Annotated in this window: 16 protein-coding genes; 8 read left to right on the top strand and 8 right to left on the bottom strand. The window is 69.6% G+C overall.

Annotated elements, in window-relative coordinates:
* Nucleotides 1-81: 81 nt before the first annotated feature.
* A complete protein-coding gene (locus PGN37_RS06915; RefSeq protein ID WP_335330284.1) occupies nucleotides 82-1,482 on the top strand; it encodes a hypothetical protein in 1,401 nt (466 codons plus the stop codon).
* Between the two features lie 51 nt (nucleotides 1,483-1,533).
* Here the strand turns inward: PGN37_RS06915 and PGN37_RS06910 are convergent, their stop codons facing one another.
* A complete protein-coding gene (locus PGN37_RS06910) occupies nucleotides 1,534-2,286 on the bottom strand; it encodes an alpha/beta hydrolase family protein (protein WP_335330283.1) in 753 nt (250 codons plus the stop codon).
* Between the two features lie 65 nt (nucleotides 2,287-2,351).
* Here PGN37_RS06910 and PGN37_RS06905 point away from each other — a divergent pair, with 65 nt between their 5' ends.
* A complete protein-coding gene (locus tag PGN37_RS06905) occupies nucleotides 2,352-3,233 on the top strand; it encodes a TIGR03854 family LLM class F420-dependent oxidoreductase (RefSeq protein ID WP_335330336.1) in 882 nt (293 codons plus the stop codon).
* Nucleotides 3,234-3,262: 29 nt separating this feature from the next.
* Here the strand turns inward: PGN37_RS06905 and PGN37_RS06900 are convergent, their stop codons facing one another.
* Entirely contained in the window at nucleotides 3,263-3,658 is a 396-nt protein-coding gene (locus tag PGN37_RS06900; RefSeq protein ID WP_335330282.1) for a tautomerase family protein, read from the bottom strand.
* A gap of 83 nt (nucleotides 3,659-3,741) precedes the next feature.
* Here PGN37_RS06900 and PGN37_RS06895 point away from each other — a divergent pair, with 83 nt between their 5' ends.
* Together PGN37_RS06895 and PGN37_RS06890 are read left to right on the top strand one after the other, a co-directional pair.
* On the top strand, nucleotides 3,742-4,110 hold the full coding sequence (locus tag PGN37_RS06895; RefSeq protein WP_335330281.1) for an STAS/SEC14 domain-containing protein: 369 nt from the start codon (nucleotides 3,742-3,744) through the stop codon (nucleotides 4,108-4,110).
* Nucleotides 4,111-4,165: 55 nt separating this feature from the next.
* Complete coding sequence (locus PGN37_RS06890; RefSeq protein ID WP_335330280.1) at nucleotides 4,166-4,555, top strand: DUF4267 domain-containing protein; 390 nt, start codon at nucleotides 4,166-4,168, stop codon at nucleotides 4,553-4,555.
* A 1-nt stretch (nucleotide 4,556) separates the two neighbouring features.
* Here PGN37_RS06890 and PGN37_RS06885 read toward each other — a convergent pair whose 3' ends face one another.
* Nucleotides 4,557-5,102 (bottom strand): class I SAM-dependent methyltransferase, encoded by a 546-nt coding sequence (locus tag PGN37_RS06885; RefSeq protein ID WP_335330279.1) that lies wholly within the window; start codon nucleotides 5,100-5,102, stop codon nucleotides 4,557-4,559.
* 4 nt (nucleotides 5,103-5,106) lie between these two features.
* Nucleotides 5,107-5,451, bottom strand: coding sequence for a DUF3253 domain-containing protein (locus PGN37_RS06880; protein WP_335330278.1), 345 nt, complete (start codon nucleotides 5,449-5,451; stop codon nucleotides 5,107-5,109).
* A gap of 129 nt (nucleotides 5,452-5,580) precedes the next feature.
* Here PGN37_RS06880 and PGN37_RS06875 point away from each other — a divergent pair, with 129 nt between their 5' ends.
* A complete protein-coding gene (locus tag PGN37_RS06875) occupies nucleotides 5,581-5,847 on the top strand; it encodes a hypothetical protein (RefSeq protein WP_335330277.1) in 267 nt (88 codons plus the stop codon).
* A gap of 59 nt (nucleotides 5,848-5,906) precedes the next feature.
* Entirely contained in the window at nucleotides 5,907-6,188 is a 282-nt protein-coding gene (locus PGN37_RS06870) for a hypothetical protein (RefSeq protein ID WP_335330276.1), read from the top strand.
* A 42-nt stretch (nucleotides 6,189-6,230) separates the two neighbouring features.
* Here the strand turns inward: PGN37_RS06870 and PGN37_RS06865 are convergent, their stop codons facing one another.
* The 3 genes from PGN37_RS06865 to PGN37_RS06855 form a co-directional block, all read right to left on the bottom strand.
* Nucleotides 6,231-7,172 (bottom strand): esterase family protein, encoded by a 942-nt coding sequence (locus PGN37_RS06865; RefSeq protein ID WP_442932865.1) that lies wholly within the window; start codon nucleotides 7,170-7,172, stop codon nucleotides 6,231-6,233.
* 179 nt (nucleotides 7,173-7,351) lie between these two features.
* A complete protein-coding gene (locus PGN37_RS06860) occupies nucleotides 7,352-8,923 on the bottom strand; it encodes an FAD-dependent oxidoreductase (protein WP_335330274.1) in 1,572 nt (523 codons plus the stop codon).
* On the bottom strand, nucleotides 8,920-9,765 hold the full coding sequence (locus tag PGN37_RS06855) for a carotenoid biosynthesis protein (RefSeq protein WP_335330273.1): 846 nt from the start codon (nucleotides 9,763-9,765) through the stop codon (nucleotides 8,920-8,922). The genes PGN37_RS06860 and PGN37_RS06855 overlap by 4 nt, the downstream gene beginning before the upstream one ends.
* A gap of 73 nt (nucleotides 9,766-9,838) precedes the next feature.
* On the opposite strand from PGN37_RS06855, the gene PGN37_RS06850 reads away from it, so the two are divergent.
* Complete coding sequence (locus tag PGN37_RS06850) at nucleotides 9,839-10,972, top strand: glycosyltransferase (RefSeq protein ID WP_335330272.1); 1,134 nt, start codon at nucleotides 9,839-9,841, stop codon at nucleotides 10,970-10,972.
* Nucleotides 10,969-12,513, top strand: a complete 1,545-nt coding sequence (locus PGN37_RS06845) for a phytoene desaturase family protein (protein ID WP_335330271.1) — start codon at nucleotides 10,969-10,971, stop codon at nucleotides 12,511-12,513. Before PGN37_RS06850 ends, PGN37_RS06845 begins: the two co-directional genes overlap by 4 nt.
* On the opposite strand, the gene PGN37_RS06840 is transcribed toward PGN37_RS06845, so the two are convergent.
* Entirely contained in the window at nucleotides 12,416-13,147 is a 732-nt protein-coding gene (locus PGN37_RS06840) for a CDP-alcohol phosphatidyltransferase family protein (protein WP_335330270.1), read from the bottom strand. The two genes, PGN37_RS06845 and PGN37_RS06840, sit on opposite strands and share 98 nt — an antisense overlap.
* Nucleotide 13,148 lies beyond the last annotated feature (1 nt).

Genomic DNA, 13,148 nt, shown 5'->3' with positions numbered 1-13,148 from the left:
GCGTTTCGGTGGACATTTCATCACATTCTGGATACGTTTCACGCGGTCGGGGCCACACAGCAACATTGGAGGGGTCGCGTCATGCGCACTACCGCACGTTCTTATGTCACCGCCGGCGTAGCCCTGATGGGAGCCGGAGTCATCTCCGCGACACCGGTCACGCCGAACCTCGACCTGCAGATGAAGAGCTACGACGTGGGGCTGGTCGCCGCCACGCAGAGCTGCGCCACAGGGAGCGCGAGCGCCCTGTGCGCGACCCCGACGACGGGCCTCCCGTCGGCGGCACCGTTCGCGACCACCACGGACAGCACGAACGTCCTCAACATCCCGGCGAACCTCTTTATCGCACTTGCCAATACGCCGTACAACTTCTTCAACGCCCTCGGCGAGGGCAATGTCGCACTCGGCTCGGACCCCAACGGCGACTTCAGCTTCCAGCCCACCTACGAGGGAGTGACGCTCACCCAGCCGGAGGGCAGCGTCGTCGGCCTCGGCCGCAACCTGCGCTACACCGGCAGCTGGTGGGTGTACAGCCAGACCAACATCCTCGGCACCGACCCGGCGGATCCGTCGCGCTACCAAGCGCTGACCAACGTGCTCGTGCCGTTCCCGGCGCTGTCGGTGCCCCTGGGAAACATGGTCGCAGCGATCGCGGCCTCACAGCTACCCATGGATGTCGGCTGCACCGGAACCGGCCCCGGCTCGTGCGATCACCCCGAAGCCATTCTCAGCAAAATGTTTGATCTTCGTCACGTTGCGGCGCTGTTTTCGCCCGATGGCTACACGTATCCCGAAACCCGGGCCGGCATCACCTGCAGCGCGGACGGCCAGTGCTACGTCAAGGACGAGGACGGCCCTGAGGTGCCGTGGTCCGGACAGACCGTGAAGCTCGACCCGACAGCACCGTTCACCAGCTTCTACAACAGCCTCACCAAGACGCCCGACTTCTCCGAGATCAAGCCGGTGACACCGCAATTCGTGGCAGGCAGCCTGACCAGCCTCGCCAACGGGATCAACACCGACTTCAACCCGTTCGTCCTCGGCACGCAGTGCACCGTGTGCGCGCCGTTCGTACCCAATCCCGACAACAAGCCGATCCCGGGGCCGGTGTTCACCGATCCCGACACCTCGGCATCCACGGCGTTGGCGGCCGACGAGAAGACCGGTTCACCCGAGACCCCGACCGAGACCCCGGCAGAGACCAAGGCTTCCGAGAAGGTGGACACCCCCACCGAGGTGAAGGCCCCGGCCGCGGACGAGACCGTCTCGGACACCACCGATGCCACGAGCACCACGTCGGGACCCAAGCACCGCAAGCCCACCGCGACGAGCACGGCGATCAAGCAGGTGCGCGACTCGATCAACGCCAGCGTCTCAAAGGTGACCGACAGCCTCTCGAAGAAGCCCGCGAGCAGCGACTCGAGCAGCAGCAAGAGCGCCGGCAAGAGCAGCGACTCGGGCAAGGGCGGTTCCGAGGGCTGAGCGCGGCGCGGGCGGGCAGTGCGACCACGCGCAGCCCGCCCGCGGCCACGCTCACAGGTAGGGGTCGGCCCAGGCGCTGATGATCCGGGCGGCGCGAGCGGCCTGGTTCTTCTCGGTCAGCAGATGGTCGGCACCCTCCAACGACACGAAGCTGCGCGGATGCCGCGCGGCGCGGAAGATGTCGCTGGCGTTGCCGATACCGACGGTGTTGTCGGTGGGCGAATGCATGACCAGCAGTGCACGACGCAGCGTCTTGATGCGCTCGCGCAGGTCGGCGTCACGGACGTCCTCGATGAAGTGCCGTCGCAACGTGAGTGCCTTGCCGCCGATGAGAAACGGTGCCTCGCCGTCGGATTCGATGCGCTCGACCAGTGCGTCGTAGATGTGTTCCACATGAGCCGGCTGGAAAGGCGCTGCGACACTGGCTACCGCGGTCACCGTCGGGCACTCGTGAGCCGCCGCGATGGCCGCCGCGCCACCGAAGGAATGGCCGACCAGTAGGTGCACCGCGCGGTCGGAGTCGTTCATGAATTCCACCGCGCGCACGGTGTCGGCGACCTTGTGGGAGAACGATCCATCACCCCAGTCACCCTCGGAATGGCCAAGGCCGAGGTTGTCGAAGCGCAGCATGCCGATGCCCTCGCTGGCCAGCTGCTTGCACATGCGGCTGGCCGCCGGGCAGTCCTTGCCGAGCGTGAAACCGTGCGCGAAGACTCCCCACCCGCGGACCTCACCGTCCGGTGTGTCGATCAGGCCGGCCAACGCCGGACCGCTGCTGCTCGGGAACTCCACGCGCTCTGCCACGCCGCCATCCTCTCAGTTCGTGCCGTGGCGCATCCTGGTGAGGAGTGACGGGAGTGGATGTGGCGATGAAGGTGCGGTTCGGAGTCAGCTTGGGTACCGATGTGGGCCCCGAGGCGTTGGGGGAGGTCGTCGACCGTCTCGAAGCCCAGGGCGTCGATTCCCTGTGGTTCTCCGAGCTGGTGTACTCACCTGCCATCGACCCCACCGTCGGAATGGCGGTCGCGCTGGCGCGTACTCGGCACCTCAAGGTGGGAACCTCGGTCGCGGTACTCCCCGGTCGTCATCCAGTGCTGGTCGCCAAGGCGCTGCTGTCGATGGCAACGCTGGCGCCGAAGCGGGTGCTGCCCGTGTTCGGATTGCGCTCGGCGCTACCGGTCGAGCGCGACCTGTTCGTCGTGCCCGACGGCAAGCGCGGTGCGGTGTTCGACGAGTCGCTGACGCTGCTGCGCCGCGTGTTGCGTGAGGACGCCGTGACGTTCACCGGCGAGTTCTTTTCGGTGCGTGATGCCACGATCAACCCGAAACCCGCTGCGCCACTGGATGTGTGGCTCGGTGGTTCTTCGTCGGCGGGATACCGGCGCATCGGAACCCACGCCGATGGATGGTTGGGCAGCTTCCTCACCCCTGAAGAGACGCGCGGCGCGCTCGTCGAGATCCGCGCGGCCGCCGAAAAGGCCGGGCGGCACATCCCCGACGACCACTTCGGTATCAACGTGGCGGTCGGCACCGGCGATCTGCCCGACGCGGTGCGCGCGGCGGTCCACGCTCGGCGGCCCGACCTCGATCCCGCCGAGCTGGTCGCCCCCGACTGGCCCGCGCTGCATGCGATGCTCGACGGCTACATCGCCGCAGGCCTGACGAAGTTCGTCATCCGCCCACTTGGCTCCGCCAGTACGGCTGAGTTCCTGGACAGATTCGTCGAAGAGCTTCTGCCGCGCCAGAATTGACCTCATTCACCGCGCCGCGGGCGATGGCGCTATACCGTGACGTCGAAGCCGAGGTCGACATCGCAGGCTGCCTGACCACCACGTATGCCCCAGTTCTCCAGTGCACTCTCACGCACGACGATGGTCACGTGATCAGCCGGAATGCCCAACGCGCTGAGGCGATTCACGATCTCCCGGTACAGACTGCGCTTGGCCTGCACCGAGCGACCGGCAAAGCAGTCGACAGCCACGAACGTGTACAGCTCCGGCTGAGCCAAATTGGGATTGTGCGCGAACCGATGCGGCTCGTGACTGATGAGCCGAACGTGCTTGTCGGCCCGGGGAATCTGGAATGCCACCACGAGCGCTTCGTGCACGGCATCGATGATCGCGATCTCATCATCGGCGCAGTAGCGCCGCCGGACGTCGATGACGGTGCTGGGCATCGCAGCATCCTCACACACCGGCCAGCCGGCAGTCAGCTGGATTTTGCCGCTGCCGATCAACGGCGCGTGCCACACTGCGAATCATGATCGAGATGCTGTCGGATCTGCCGCCGGGCGTCGCGGGGTTCCGGGTGGCCGGTCGCCTCGACGGCGCCGACCTACGGGCGTTCCAGCCCTCGATCGAGCAGCTGCTCGCGACGGGAGAGATTCGCCTCGTCGAGGTGGTCGCCGACGACTACGAAGGCTTCGGACCGGGTGGTCTGTCCGAGGACCTGCGGCTGGGTCTCGACGTACTGATGCATCACCATGGCGCGTTCCGCCGGATCGCCGTGGTCACCGACAAGGACTGGGTGGTCCACGCGCTGCACGCGTTCGCATGGCTGGTGCCCGGCGAGGTTGCGCTGTTTCCTCTCGCCGACCTGGACGCGGCGGTCGGTTGGGCTGCCGCATGACCGGCCGAACACTCGACCTCGCCGACCTGGACGCGGCGGTCGGTTGGGCTGCCGCATGACCGGCCGAACACTCGACCGCGCCGCCCTTGTCGCAGGTGGCATACGCCTCACCTCGGGCGTCTGGTTTCTGGTCGATCCGCTGCGGGCGAACCGGTTCTGGGGTGATCCGGCAGAGCCGCCGCCCACCGCGCGGCTGTTGTTGCGCTCAATGGGCTACCGCGATGCCCTGATCGGCGCGCTGCTGGTCTCCGCGGCGGCTTCGGGGCGCGACACTCGAGGGTGGTTCCTGGCCTCGGGAGGCGCCGACGCAGCCGATCTGCTCGGCGGGTTGAGTGTGCACGATCACCTGAGCGCCTCACAGCGGCTGATCGGCCTCGGCGGCGCGGTGGCCGGTATCGGCGTCGGGGTGTGGGGAGCGCTGCGGCCCCGCCGTTCCCGCGGTTGAATCAGCGTCGGCCCAGCAGCCACGCCTGGCCGTCGCCCTCGCCGGCGGCTATCACGTCGAGACCGGTGAATGCGCGGGTGAGTTCGCCGGCCGGTGCCCGGTACCGGCCGGGGGCCGCGTCGACCTCGCTCAGGACGCTGACGGCGAGCAGTCCACCGCGTGCCACCCGGTCGATCATCGCCCCGTACAGCGGGGGAGCGCGAAACATGCTGCACAGCAACACATCTACGGTGTCGCCGGGCGGCAGGCCATGGTCGAGGTCGGCAACCGCGATGCGGCAACGCTGCTGGCAGCCGGTGGAACCGGCCAACGCCCGCGCCGCCTCCACCGCGGCGGGGGACACGTCGTAGGCATGAACAGTCAGTCCCTGCTGCGCGAGCCAGACCGCGGCGGTGCCACGCCCGCACGCGAGCTCGAGCGCCGTACCGGAGCGGGGCAGCAGATCGGCAAAAGGACGGAACGGCGCGGGCAGCCCGATGTCGTCGGCGCGGAGCGGGGGTAGCGACTGATATCGCTCCTCCCAGCGGAGACGATCGTCCTCGGACACGGCGTCATGGTCGGTCCGCGGCGCGGATGCGGATGGGGCCACGCCAGTCGCCGTCAGGGTCGAGGACTTCACCGCGCTGGGTGATCTGAACCAGGCCGCGACGGGCGAGGCCGCGGGAGATCTCGCGCGCGGCGTCCATCGCGGCCCGCCAGTCCGCGCCGCCGACGGCGCGGGCCGCATCCGAGGGACAGGTGCTGCTGGCGGCTCCGCGATGTCCGGCCAGTGCGCGGATGGCCGCGTCGAGTCGGCGCTCGAGAGGACCGTCACCCAACGCGATGCGGGCAGTGTCGGCGTGGGGACCCGAGCCGTCGGCGATCGTCTGGAGTTCGCTGCGGAGCCGGTCGGACACAGGTCCAGTGAAGCAGCCCGACGCTGTGAGGTGTGCCACACCGTGCGTTTATTCGCTTCACGTACCGGTTAGTACTGAGCAGTACTCAACGATCATGGGCCGGACAGGCCCGAAAGGGGAGTTTCACCGATGAAGTTGACTCAGGTTCTCGCCAGTGCAGCCGTGTTCGGCGGCCTCACCGCCGGCGCATTGGGTGTCGCCGGTTCCGCGGTCGCGCAGCCCGGCTGGACACCTCCGCCGGTTCCGCCGGCCGGGCCGAACACCGGCGCCGCCCCGGCATCCGCCCCGCCCAAGCCCGTCGATCCCGCCTGGGCCGCCGGAAACCCGCAGGTGTGGGACGAAGGCTGGCAGCACTGGGGCGTCTGGTTGAACGGCGTCTTCGTTCCGACCTACTGATCACTGATCGCAATGCATCGGCCGCCGCGGATCTCACGGGTCCGCGGCGGTCTGCTGTCATGAGCACCGACGACGAGCACTACATCGTCATCAAGGGCAGGCGATGGAGAGCCACCGACCCTGCCATCCCCGACGAGCGCCGCGACGAGCTCACCCACATCTTGATGGCGTGGCGCCGGGAAGTACGACGCGCCCGCGGAACACCAGAGGAAGCGGCATCGCGCGCGGGTGTGCAGGCGGCCAAAGTGGCTCTCGGGGAACGGGGTTCACCGCCGTGGTGGAAACAGTCCGACGACGAGCGGCGCGCCCGCTGGGAAAGCCCGGTGCCGGCACCCGAATGACCGCGAACCGGCCGCAACGGAGTCCGTTGCGGCCGGCCGTGATCAGGCGCCCAGTGTGCGCTGGATGTCGGGTTTCATCGCATTCAGCTGTGCCCCCCAGTAGCCCCAGCCGTGGGTGCCGTTGGCCGGGAAGTTGAAGGTGGCGTTGCGGCCGCCGTCAGCGGTGTAGGCCTTCTGGAAAGCCCGGTTGCTGTCACCGGTGATGCTCTCCAGCACCTGGCCGGGGACGTCGCCGCCGCCGCCGAGATCACCCGGACGTCCGTTGCCGGTGTAGATCCACAGCCGCGTGCCGTTGGCCACGAGCCGTCCCACCTGCAGGGTCGGGTCGTTGCGCTGCCATGCCGGCCCGCCGCCGGGTCCCCACATCGCGGTGGCGTCGAAGCCACCCGCGTCGCGCATCGCGAAGCCGACCAGGGTCGGCCAGATGCCCTGCGAGAGGTTCAGGAAGCCCGATAGCGATGCGGCGTAACTGAATTGGCCAGGATGGTAGGCGGCGAGGATCAGCGCGGCGCTACCCGACATCGACAGGCCGACGACCGCATTGCCGGTCGTCGAGATCCCCTTGTTGGCGGCCAGATACGCGGGTAGCTCCGAGGTCAGGAACGTCTCCCACTGGTAGTTGTAGGTCTGTCCGTTGCCGACCGCGGGACCTTGCCAGTTGGTGTAGAAGCTGGACATGCCGCCGACGGGCATGACCACCGACAGACCCGACTGGTAGTAGTTCTCGAATGCGGCGGTCTCGATGTCCCACCCGCTGTTGTCGTCGCGGGCGCGCAGGCCGTCGAGTAGGTAGACGGCCTTGGGCCCGCCGCCCTGGAACTTGACCGGGATGTCGCGACCCATCGCCGCCGAGGGCACCATCAGGGTTTCGACGGGCAGTCCGGGCCGGGAGTAGGCCGCGGCGGTCGCCGATCCGCCGACGACTGCGACGAGTGCCGGCAGCAGCAGCGCCACCATCGCGCCGGCGATCAGCCGGCGTCTCATTGCGAGCAAGATCTTCATGGTTGTGTGTGCCGTCCTCTCCACCGCGCGCCCTCACGGCGCGCGTCACGGGAACTGTCAGCGGTCGGCGTTCACGCCGAGGCGATGCTGTTGCTTCACACCGCACCCGCGTCCACTACTTCGTCACGTGACGTATCGGCGTTACCGGCGTGAAGGTTTCGTCACAGATCGCGATGAACGAGCTCTCTGGGCTTACGACCGAACTGTGGCACTCCTGCGAGCAAGCCGCGTTGCGGCACACCGACAATCGGCTCCGCCGCCGCGCCGAGTTCGGCGAGCACGTCGTTGGCCGCGAGCACGCCCGACATCGCCGACCGTTCCATGAGCCCCGACAGGTAGGGGGTGTCGACGTAGTCGCCGGCGACCCGCAGGCCCCTCGCGTCGGTGCGGACCGTGGGCCGCGTACCGGCAGAGCCGGGCGGAAACGCCGGCGCGGTGGCTTCGAGCCGGTCGTGGGTGTGCAGTATCCGCGCCGCGGCGGTCTCGGGCCACAGCGTCGCCAATTCCTGGCGCAGGGCGGTTGCGGCGGCGTCGGCGTCGGGCAGGCGGCATGAGTACGAGTGCAGTTCGACGATCGATCCGCCGGTGGAGCGTGCCCAGTCCACACTCGGCTTTTCCAGACGCGAGTACACCGCGATTGAATCGAGGGTGGGCTGCCCGCTGACGGCGCTGAACGGCGCTCGGTCCGCGGCGACATCCCGGTCGTACCAGATCCGACTGACTGCGAAAGGTGGTGCCACCGAGAGCTTTTCACAGGCCTGCGCCAGCCGCGGGGCGGCCTGCGCCGCGCCGGGCGATCGATTCAGGACGTCCTTGAGCGCCCCGGGATCGAGCGCCATGATCACGTGGCGGGTATCGATCGTCCCCGTCGTGGTGGCGACCCGCCATCCGTGGCCCTGCGGTTCGACGGACACGCACCCGGTCCCCATCGCGACGTCGGCACCGTGGTGTTGCAGATGGCGTCGCAGGGGCTCCCAGATCGCAGTGGCGTAGTCGGTGGACGGGACGTCGAAGCCGATTCCTTCGGGGTTGCCCAGGAAGTAATAGTGGAACATCGCGATCAGCTCTGCGGCCGAGAGCTGGCCCTGGTTGCAGAAGAACGACCGCGCGAAGGCCTCGAACAGCATGCTGCGACTGCGCTCGGTCATCCCGAACCCGTCGAGGAACGCCGCGGCGTCGACGCCGTCGAACTCGGCATAGGTGCTCGCGCGGTCGTAGGCGAGCAGTGCCCGGCCGGTGTCTGCGTCGGCCCGCAGCAGTTCCCGGCGCGTCAGGCTCTTGGAGCGCAGCGCCAGAGCCAACAGGTTGAGCGGGGGAGCGGCGGGCAGCCCTGAGAGGTCTTCAGCGGGCCATTCGGCGGAGATCACCGGGTAGCTCTTCACCGGCGCGAGGAACGCGAGCGTCGGGTCGGCGCGCCGCAGAATCGCCCGCCAGGTGTAGTAGTGCCGGAAGAAGGCGTGGAAGCCGTGCTCGATGATCTGGTCGGAGCCGTCGGGCAGGCGTTCCGGCCATGCGCCCAATCGGCCGCCGAGGTGGTCTGCCGCCTCGAGCAGTGTCACCGCGACACCGCGCTCGGCGAGCACCACCGCGGCCGAGACCCCGGCGATCCCGCCGCCGACGACGACGGCCTCGGTGCCGGCCGGTACCTGATTGGGCTGCAACGGATCCGGTACCACGAGGCGGCGCGGCCGCATGCGCAGCGGCGCGGCGCGGCTGGTCAGCACATCACTCATCTACGCGGCTCCTTGCCGTCGATCGGTCGGCGCGGACATGGTCGAACGTGGCCGAACACCCGGGCCGCGAATGGCAGCGCGACCACCCCCATCAGCAGCCCGCCGGTGATCGCCGAGCCGGGCAGTCCGAAGAACACCGCGTGCGCCAGCACCGACGAGAAGTAGACCCACAGGTAGAGCGCCGCGGCGGGCCCGGAGTAGGTCGACTCCGCCCTTGACGGCAGCAGCGCATGTAGCACCAGCATCATCACGATCGAAACCAGCAGCCAGCCCGCGTAATTCGTCAACGGAATCCCGGGAATGAGCGGCAGCGTATGGGTGGCGTCGAACCACCTCCAGTGACCCGCCGCGACCATCTGCGGGTCGAGAAAGACGTCCCAGGCCGTCAGCGCATACGCCGCGACTGCCACGACAGCGGGTCCCCGCCGGGCCAGGGTGCGCCCGACGACAAGGGCGGGCCAGGCCATCATGACCCACGCCATCGGCACGATCGCCGGAACGCCGAGCACCTCGGGGCCCAGCGTGCCGGTGTAGGTGTATGCCCCGAACGGAAACCCGGTGGAGACGCCGATCGCTTCGGCGATCAGACCACCCCCGCCCGCGACGGCTGCCAGGGTGAGCGCCCCGCGCGGTCCGTGCACCCGGCCCACGTCGGCCAGCGAGGCGAGGAAGAAGATCGCGACGCTGCACACCGTCACCGGGGTGCGCCACGTTTCGGGCATCAACGGATAGACGATCTGCACGACGACGGCGGAGATCACCAGCGCCCAGACCACGGGGCGCCAGCGCACCGCCGCAGTGTCGGCGCTGCGTACCGCAACCGCCACCGGCAGAACCTCCACCTCGAGAGTCTGACTGGCCGTGCGGCCCGTGCCGCCGGCGCTGCGCCATCGCCGAACTGCGTAGAGTTTGCAGGTGCCCGATGCGCGCCTTGTCGAAATCCTACGCGCCGCGACGGCGGTCGGATCGGCGCTCGCCTGCCTGGGCACCGCTCATGAGCTGGTGAATCTGCGTCTTCTGCGCCGTCCGGACGAACAGCCGAAACCGGTGGCGGCGACGGTGTCGGTGCTGATTCCGGCTCGCGACGAGGCGCACCGAATCTCACCCACCATCTGCTCGGTGCTGGCGCAGCTCGGGCTGCCGGACGCCGAGATCCTGGTGCTCGACGACGGATCGACCGACGGTACAGCCCAGGTCGTCCGGCGAGCCGCCGGTGACGACCCCCGAGTGAAGGTTCTGACCGGATCAGCGCTGCCGCACGGCTGGCTGGGGAAGCCACACGCGTGTGCGCAGCTGGCCGCGGCGGCGCGTGGCGACATCCTGGTCTACGTCGACGCTGATGTGGTCCTCGCGCCGTCCGCTGTCGCGGGGGCCGCGGCGATGCTGCAGGGAGCGCAGGCCCCGGATCTCGTCAGCGTGTGGCCGCGGCAGGTGGCGGCGGGCGTGCTGGGGCACCTGGTGCAGCCGCTGCTGGCATGGTCGTGGTTGACGACGGTGCCGCTGCGAATCGCGGAACGTTCGCGGCGGCCGTCGCTGGCGGTGGCCAACGGGCAGTTCCTGGCGATGCGCGCCGACGCGCTGGCCCGCGCGGGCGGTTGGGCCTCGGTGGCCGATGCCGTGCTCGACGACATCGGGCTCGCGCGGGCGGTGCGGATCAGCGGGGGACGCACCGCGGTCGCCGACGGATCCGGCGTCGCCACCTGCCGGATGTATGCGACCGGCCGCGAACTCAGCGCCGGCTACCGAAAGTCGCTGTGGGCCGCGTTCGGATCTCCACTCGGTGCCGCGGCCGTCGGCGCAGCCCTGTGCCTGGTGTACGTCGTGCCGCCCGCGGCGGCGCTGACCGGCTCGCGGGTCGGGGCGCTCGGCTACGTGGCGGCCGTTGCCGGCCGGGTGCCTGCGCGCCGATGGTGTGGGCGCGGCGGCGCTGGGGAGCTGCTCGACGCCGCCAGCCACCCGGTGTCCGTGCTTGCTCTGCTGGGGCTACTGAGCTCGTCGTGGCGTGGCCGACGGCGCGGCACCCTGCGGTGGAAAGGCCGGACCGTATGAGTCGCGTGGTGGTGATCGGTGCCGGCTTGGGCGGATTGGCCGCCGCGGCGCGGCTCGCCGCACTCGGTCATCAGGTCACCGTGTGCGAGGCGGCCTCGAGCGTGGGCGGCAAGCTCGGGATCTTTCAGCGCGACGGCTTCACCTTCGACACCGGGCCGTCGCTGCTGACCATGCCGGGCCTGCTGACCGATCTGTTCGCCGCCACCGGCGGCCCCTCCGAGCTGCCTGTGGAGCGGGTGGACCCGGCGTGCACGTACCTCTTCGCCGACGGCACCGAGCTGACGCTGCCGCACGATCCGACCGAGGTGGGGGCGGCGATCGACGACGCGTTGGGCCGCGACGCGGGGGAGTCCTGGCGCCGTCTGCACGAGCGATCGCGGCGACTGTGGGAGCTCGTGGGCGAACCCGTTCTGCGGCAACCGATTTCATTGCCTGCGCTGGCCCGGATGAGCGCACGGCCGGCCGACCTGAAGGCGGTCGCTCCGTGGCGCACCATCGACGGACTGGGCCGCGCGGCGTTCGCCGACCCCCGGTTGCGTGTGTGGTTGAACCGCTACGCGACCTATTCGGGCTCCGATCCGAGGCGCACGCCGTCGGTCCTGGCCGTCACCTCGTTCGTCGAGCAGGAGTTCGGCGCCTGGTACGTCTCCGGCGGGCTGCGCCGGATCGTCGAGGCGGTTGCCCGACGCTGCACGGAGCTCGGCGTGGACATCCGGACCGATTGTCGGGTCGACGAGGTGGTGACGGGCGGCGGCCGGGTGTACGGCGTGCGCTGCGGCGGAGCGACGGTGACCGCTGACGTGGTGGTCAGCGACGCGGACGCCGACGAGCTGTACGGCAGGCTGGCCCACGCGCCGGCGCGGTTGGCCCGGCGGTTACGCCGGACACCCCGCTCGATGGCCGGGTTCGTGATGATGCTCGGCCTGTCCGGTCGAGAGCCCGGCGTGGCACACCGCATCTTCTTTCCCCGCGATTACGACGCCGAGTTCGACGCCATCTTCGGGCCGCACCCGGCCCCGGTCGCCGATCCGACGGTGTACGTACACGCCCCCGACGACCCGGCGCTGCGACCGGACGACGATGCCGAAGGCTGGTTCGTCCTGGTCAACGCGCCGGCCCACGATCCGGCGGGTGGCATGGACTGGGACGCCGACAGCCTCGCCGACATCTACGCCGAGCACATCCTCGACGTGCTGGCCGAGCGCGGTGTAGATGTGCGGCCCCGGCTACGTTTCGTCGAGGTCATCACCCCGGCCGAGCTGGAACGCCGTACCGGCGCTCCGGGCGGCGCGATCTACGGCACCGCATCCCACGGTCCACGGGCCGCGCTTCGCCGCCCTGCCAACCGCAGCCCGATCCCCGGCCTGTTCCTGGTCGGCGGGTCGGCTCACCCCGGCGGCGGCATCCCTCTGGTGTTGATGTCGGCCGAGATCGTCGCGGGTCTCATCGGTCCGGCGGGAACCTCGCGGGCATCGACCGGCGAATCCCGCGGAGCAGCTGAGCCATCCCGACCACGCCGACCGCGGTCCACACGATCGTGAACACTCCTGCCCACTGCCAGCCCAGCCCCGGCGCCCCGGACGGCAGCACCGCGACCGCCCCTGCCGCCAGCGCCACCACGATGAGGCGGGTCGGACGCTCGGCGACGGTGACGGCTCCGACACCCGGCATGCCGATCGCCTGTGCGCGGGCCCGTACGTATTCGAGCAACATCACCGACGTGACCGCCGCGAGCACCCAGCCCAGCGGCGCGCCCAGCGCGTACAACACGGCGCCGAGCAGCAGATCACCGATACGGTCGGCCACCGAGTCGACGAGCGCGCCCATCGGGCGGGCCCGGCCGGTACCCAACGCAACAGCCCCGTCGAGCCCGTCGAGCACTCCGGCGATCAGCACCAGGGGAACGACGGCGACCGGCCATCCCAGCACGACCACGGCGGCCAAGGCCGCTGCCAGGGCGAGCACTCCTGCCAGCGACAGGACGTCCGGCGGAATGCGGGAGACCGGTCCCGCGGACAGTGCCCGCATGATGCGCAACCACCCGCGCACCACCGGTGACGGTTGCACGCCGCCGTGCAGCTGCGACCACCCTGCATCGTCGCCGCCGGGTCTGGCGGGTATGTCAAGGCACATGGTGTCAGCCTGCCAGTGCGGCCCGCGACCGAAGGAGGACATG

The organism is Mycobacterium kyogaense (assembly GCF_036946525.1).
Lineage (GTDB): Bacteria > Actinomycetota > Actinomycetes > Mycobacteriales > Mycobacteriaceae > Mycobacterium > Mycobacterium kyogaense_A.
The sequence above is the reverse complement of the archived record's forward strand: the minus strand, read 5'-3'. Positions and strand labels throughout refer to the sequence as shown.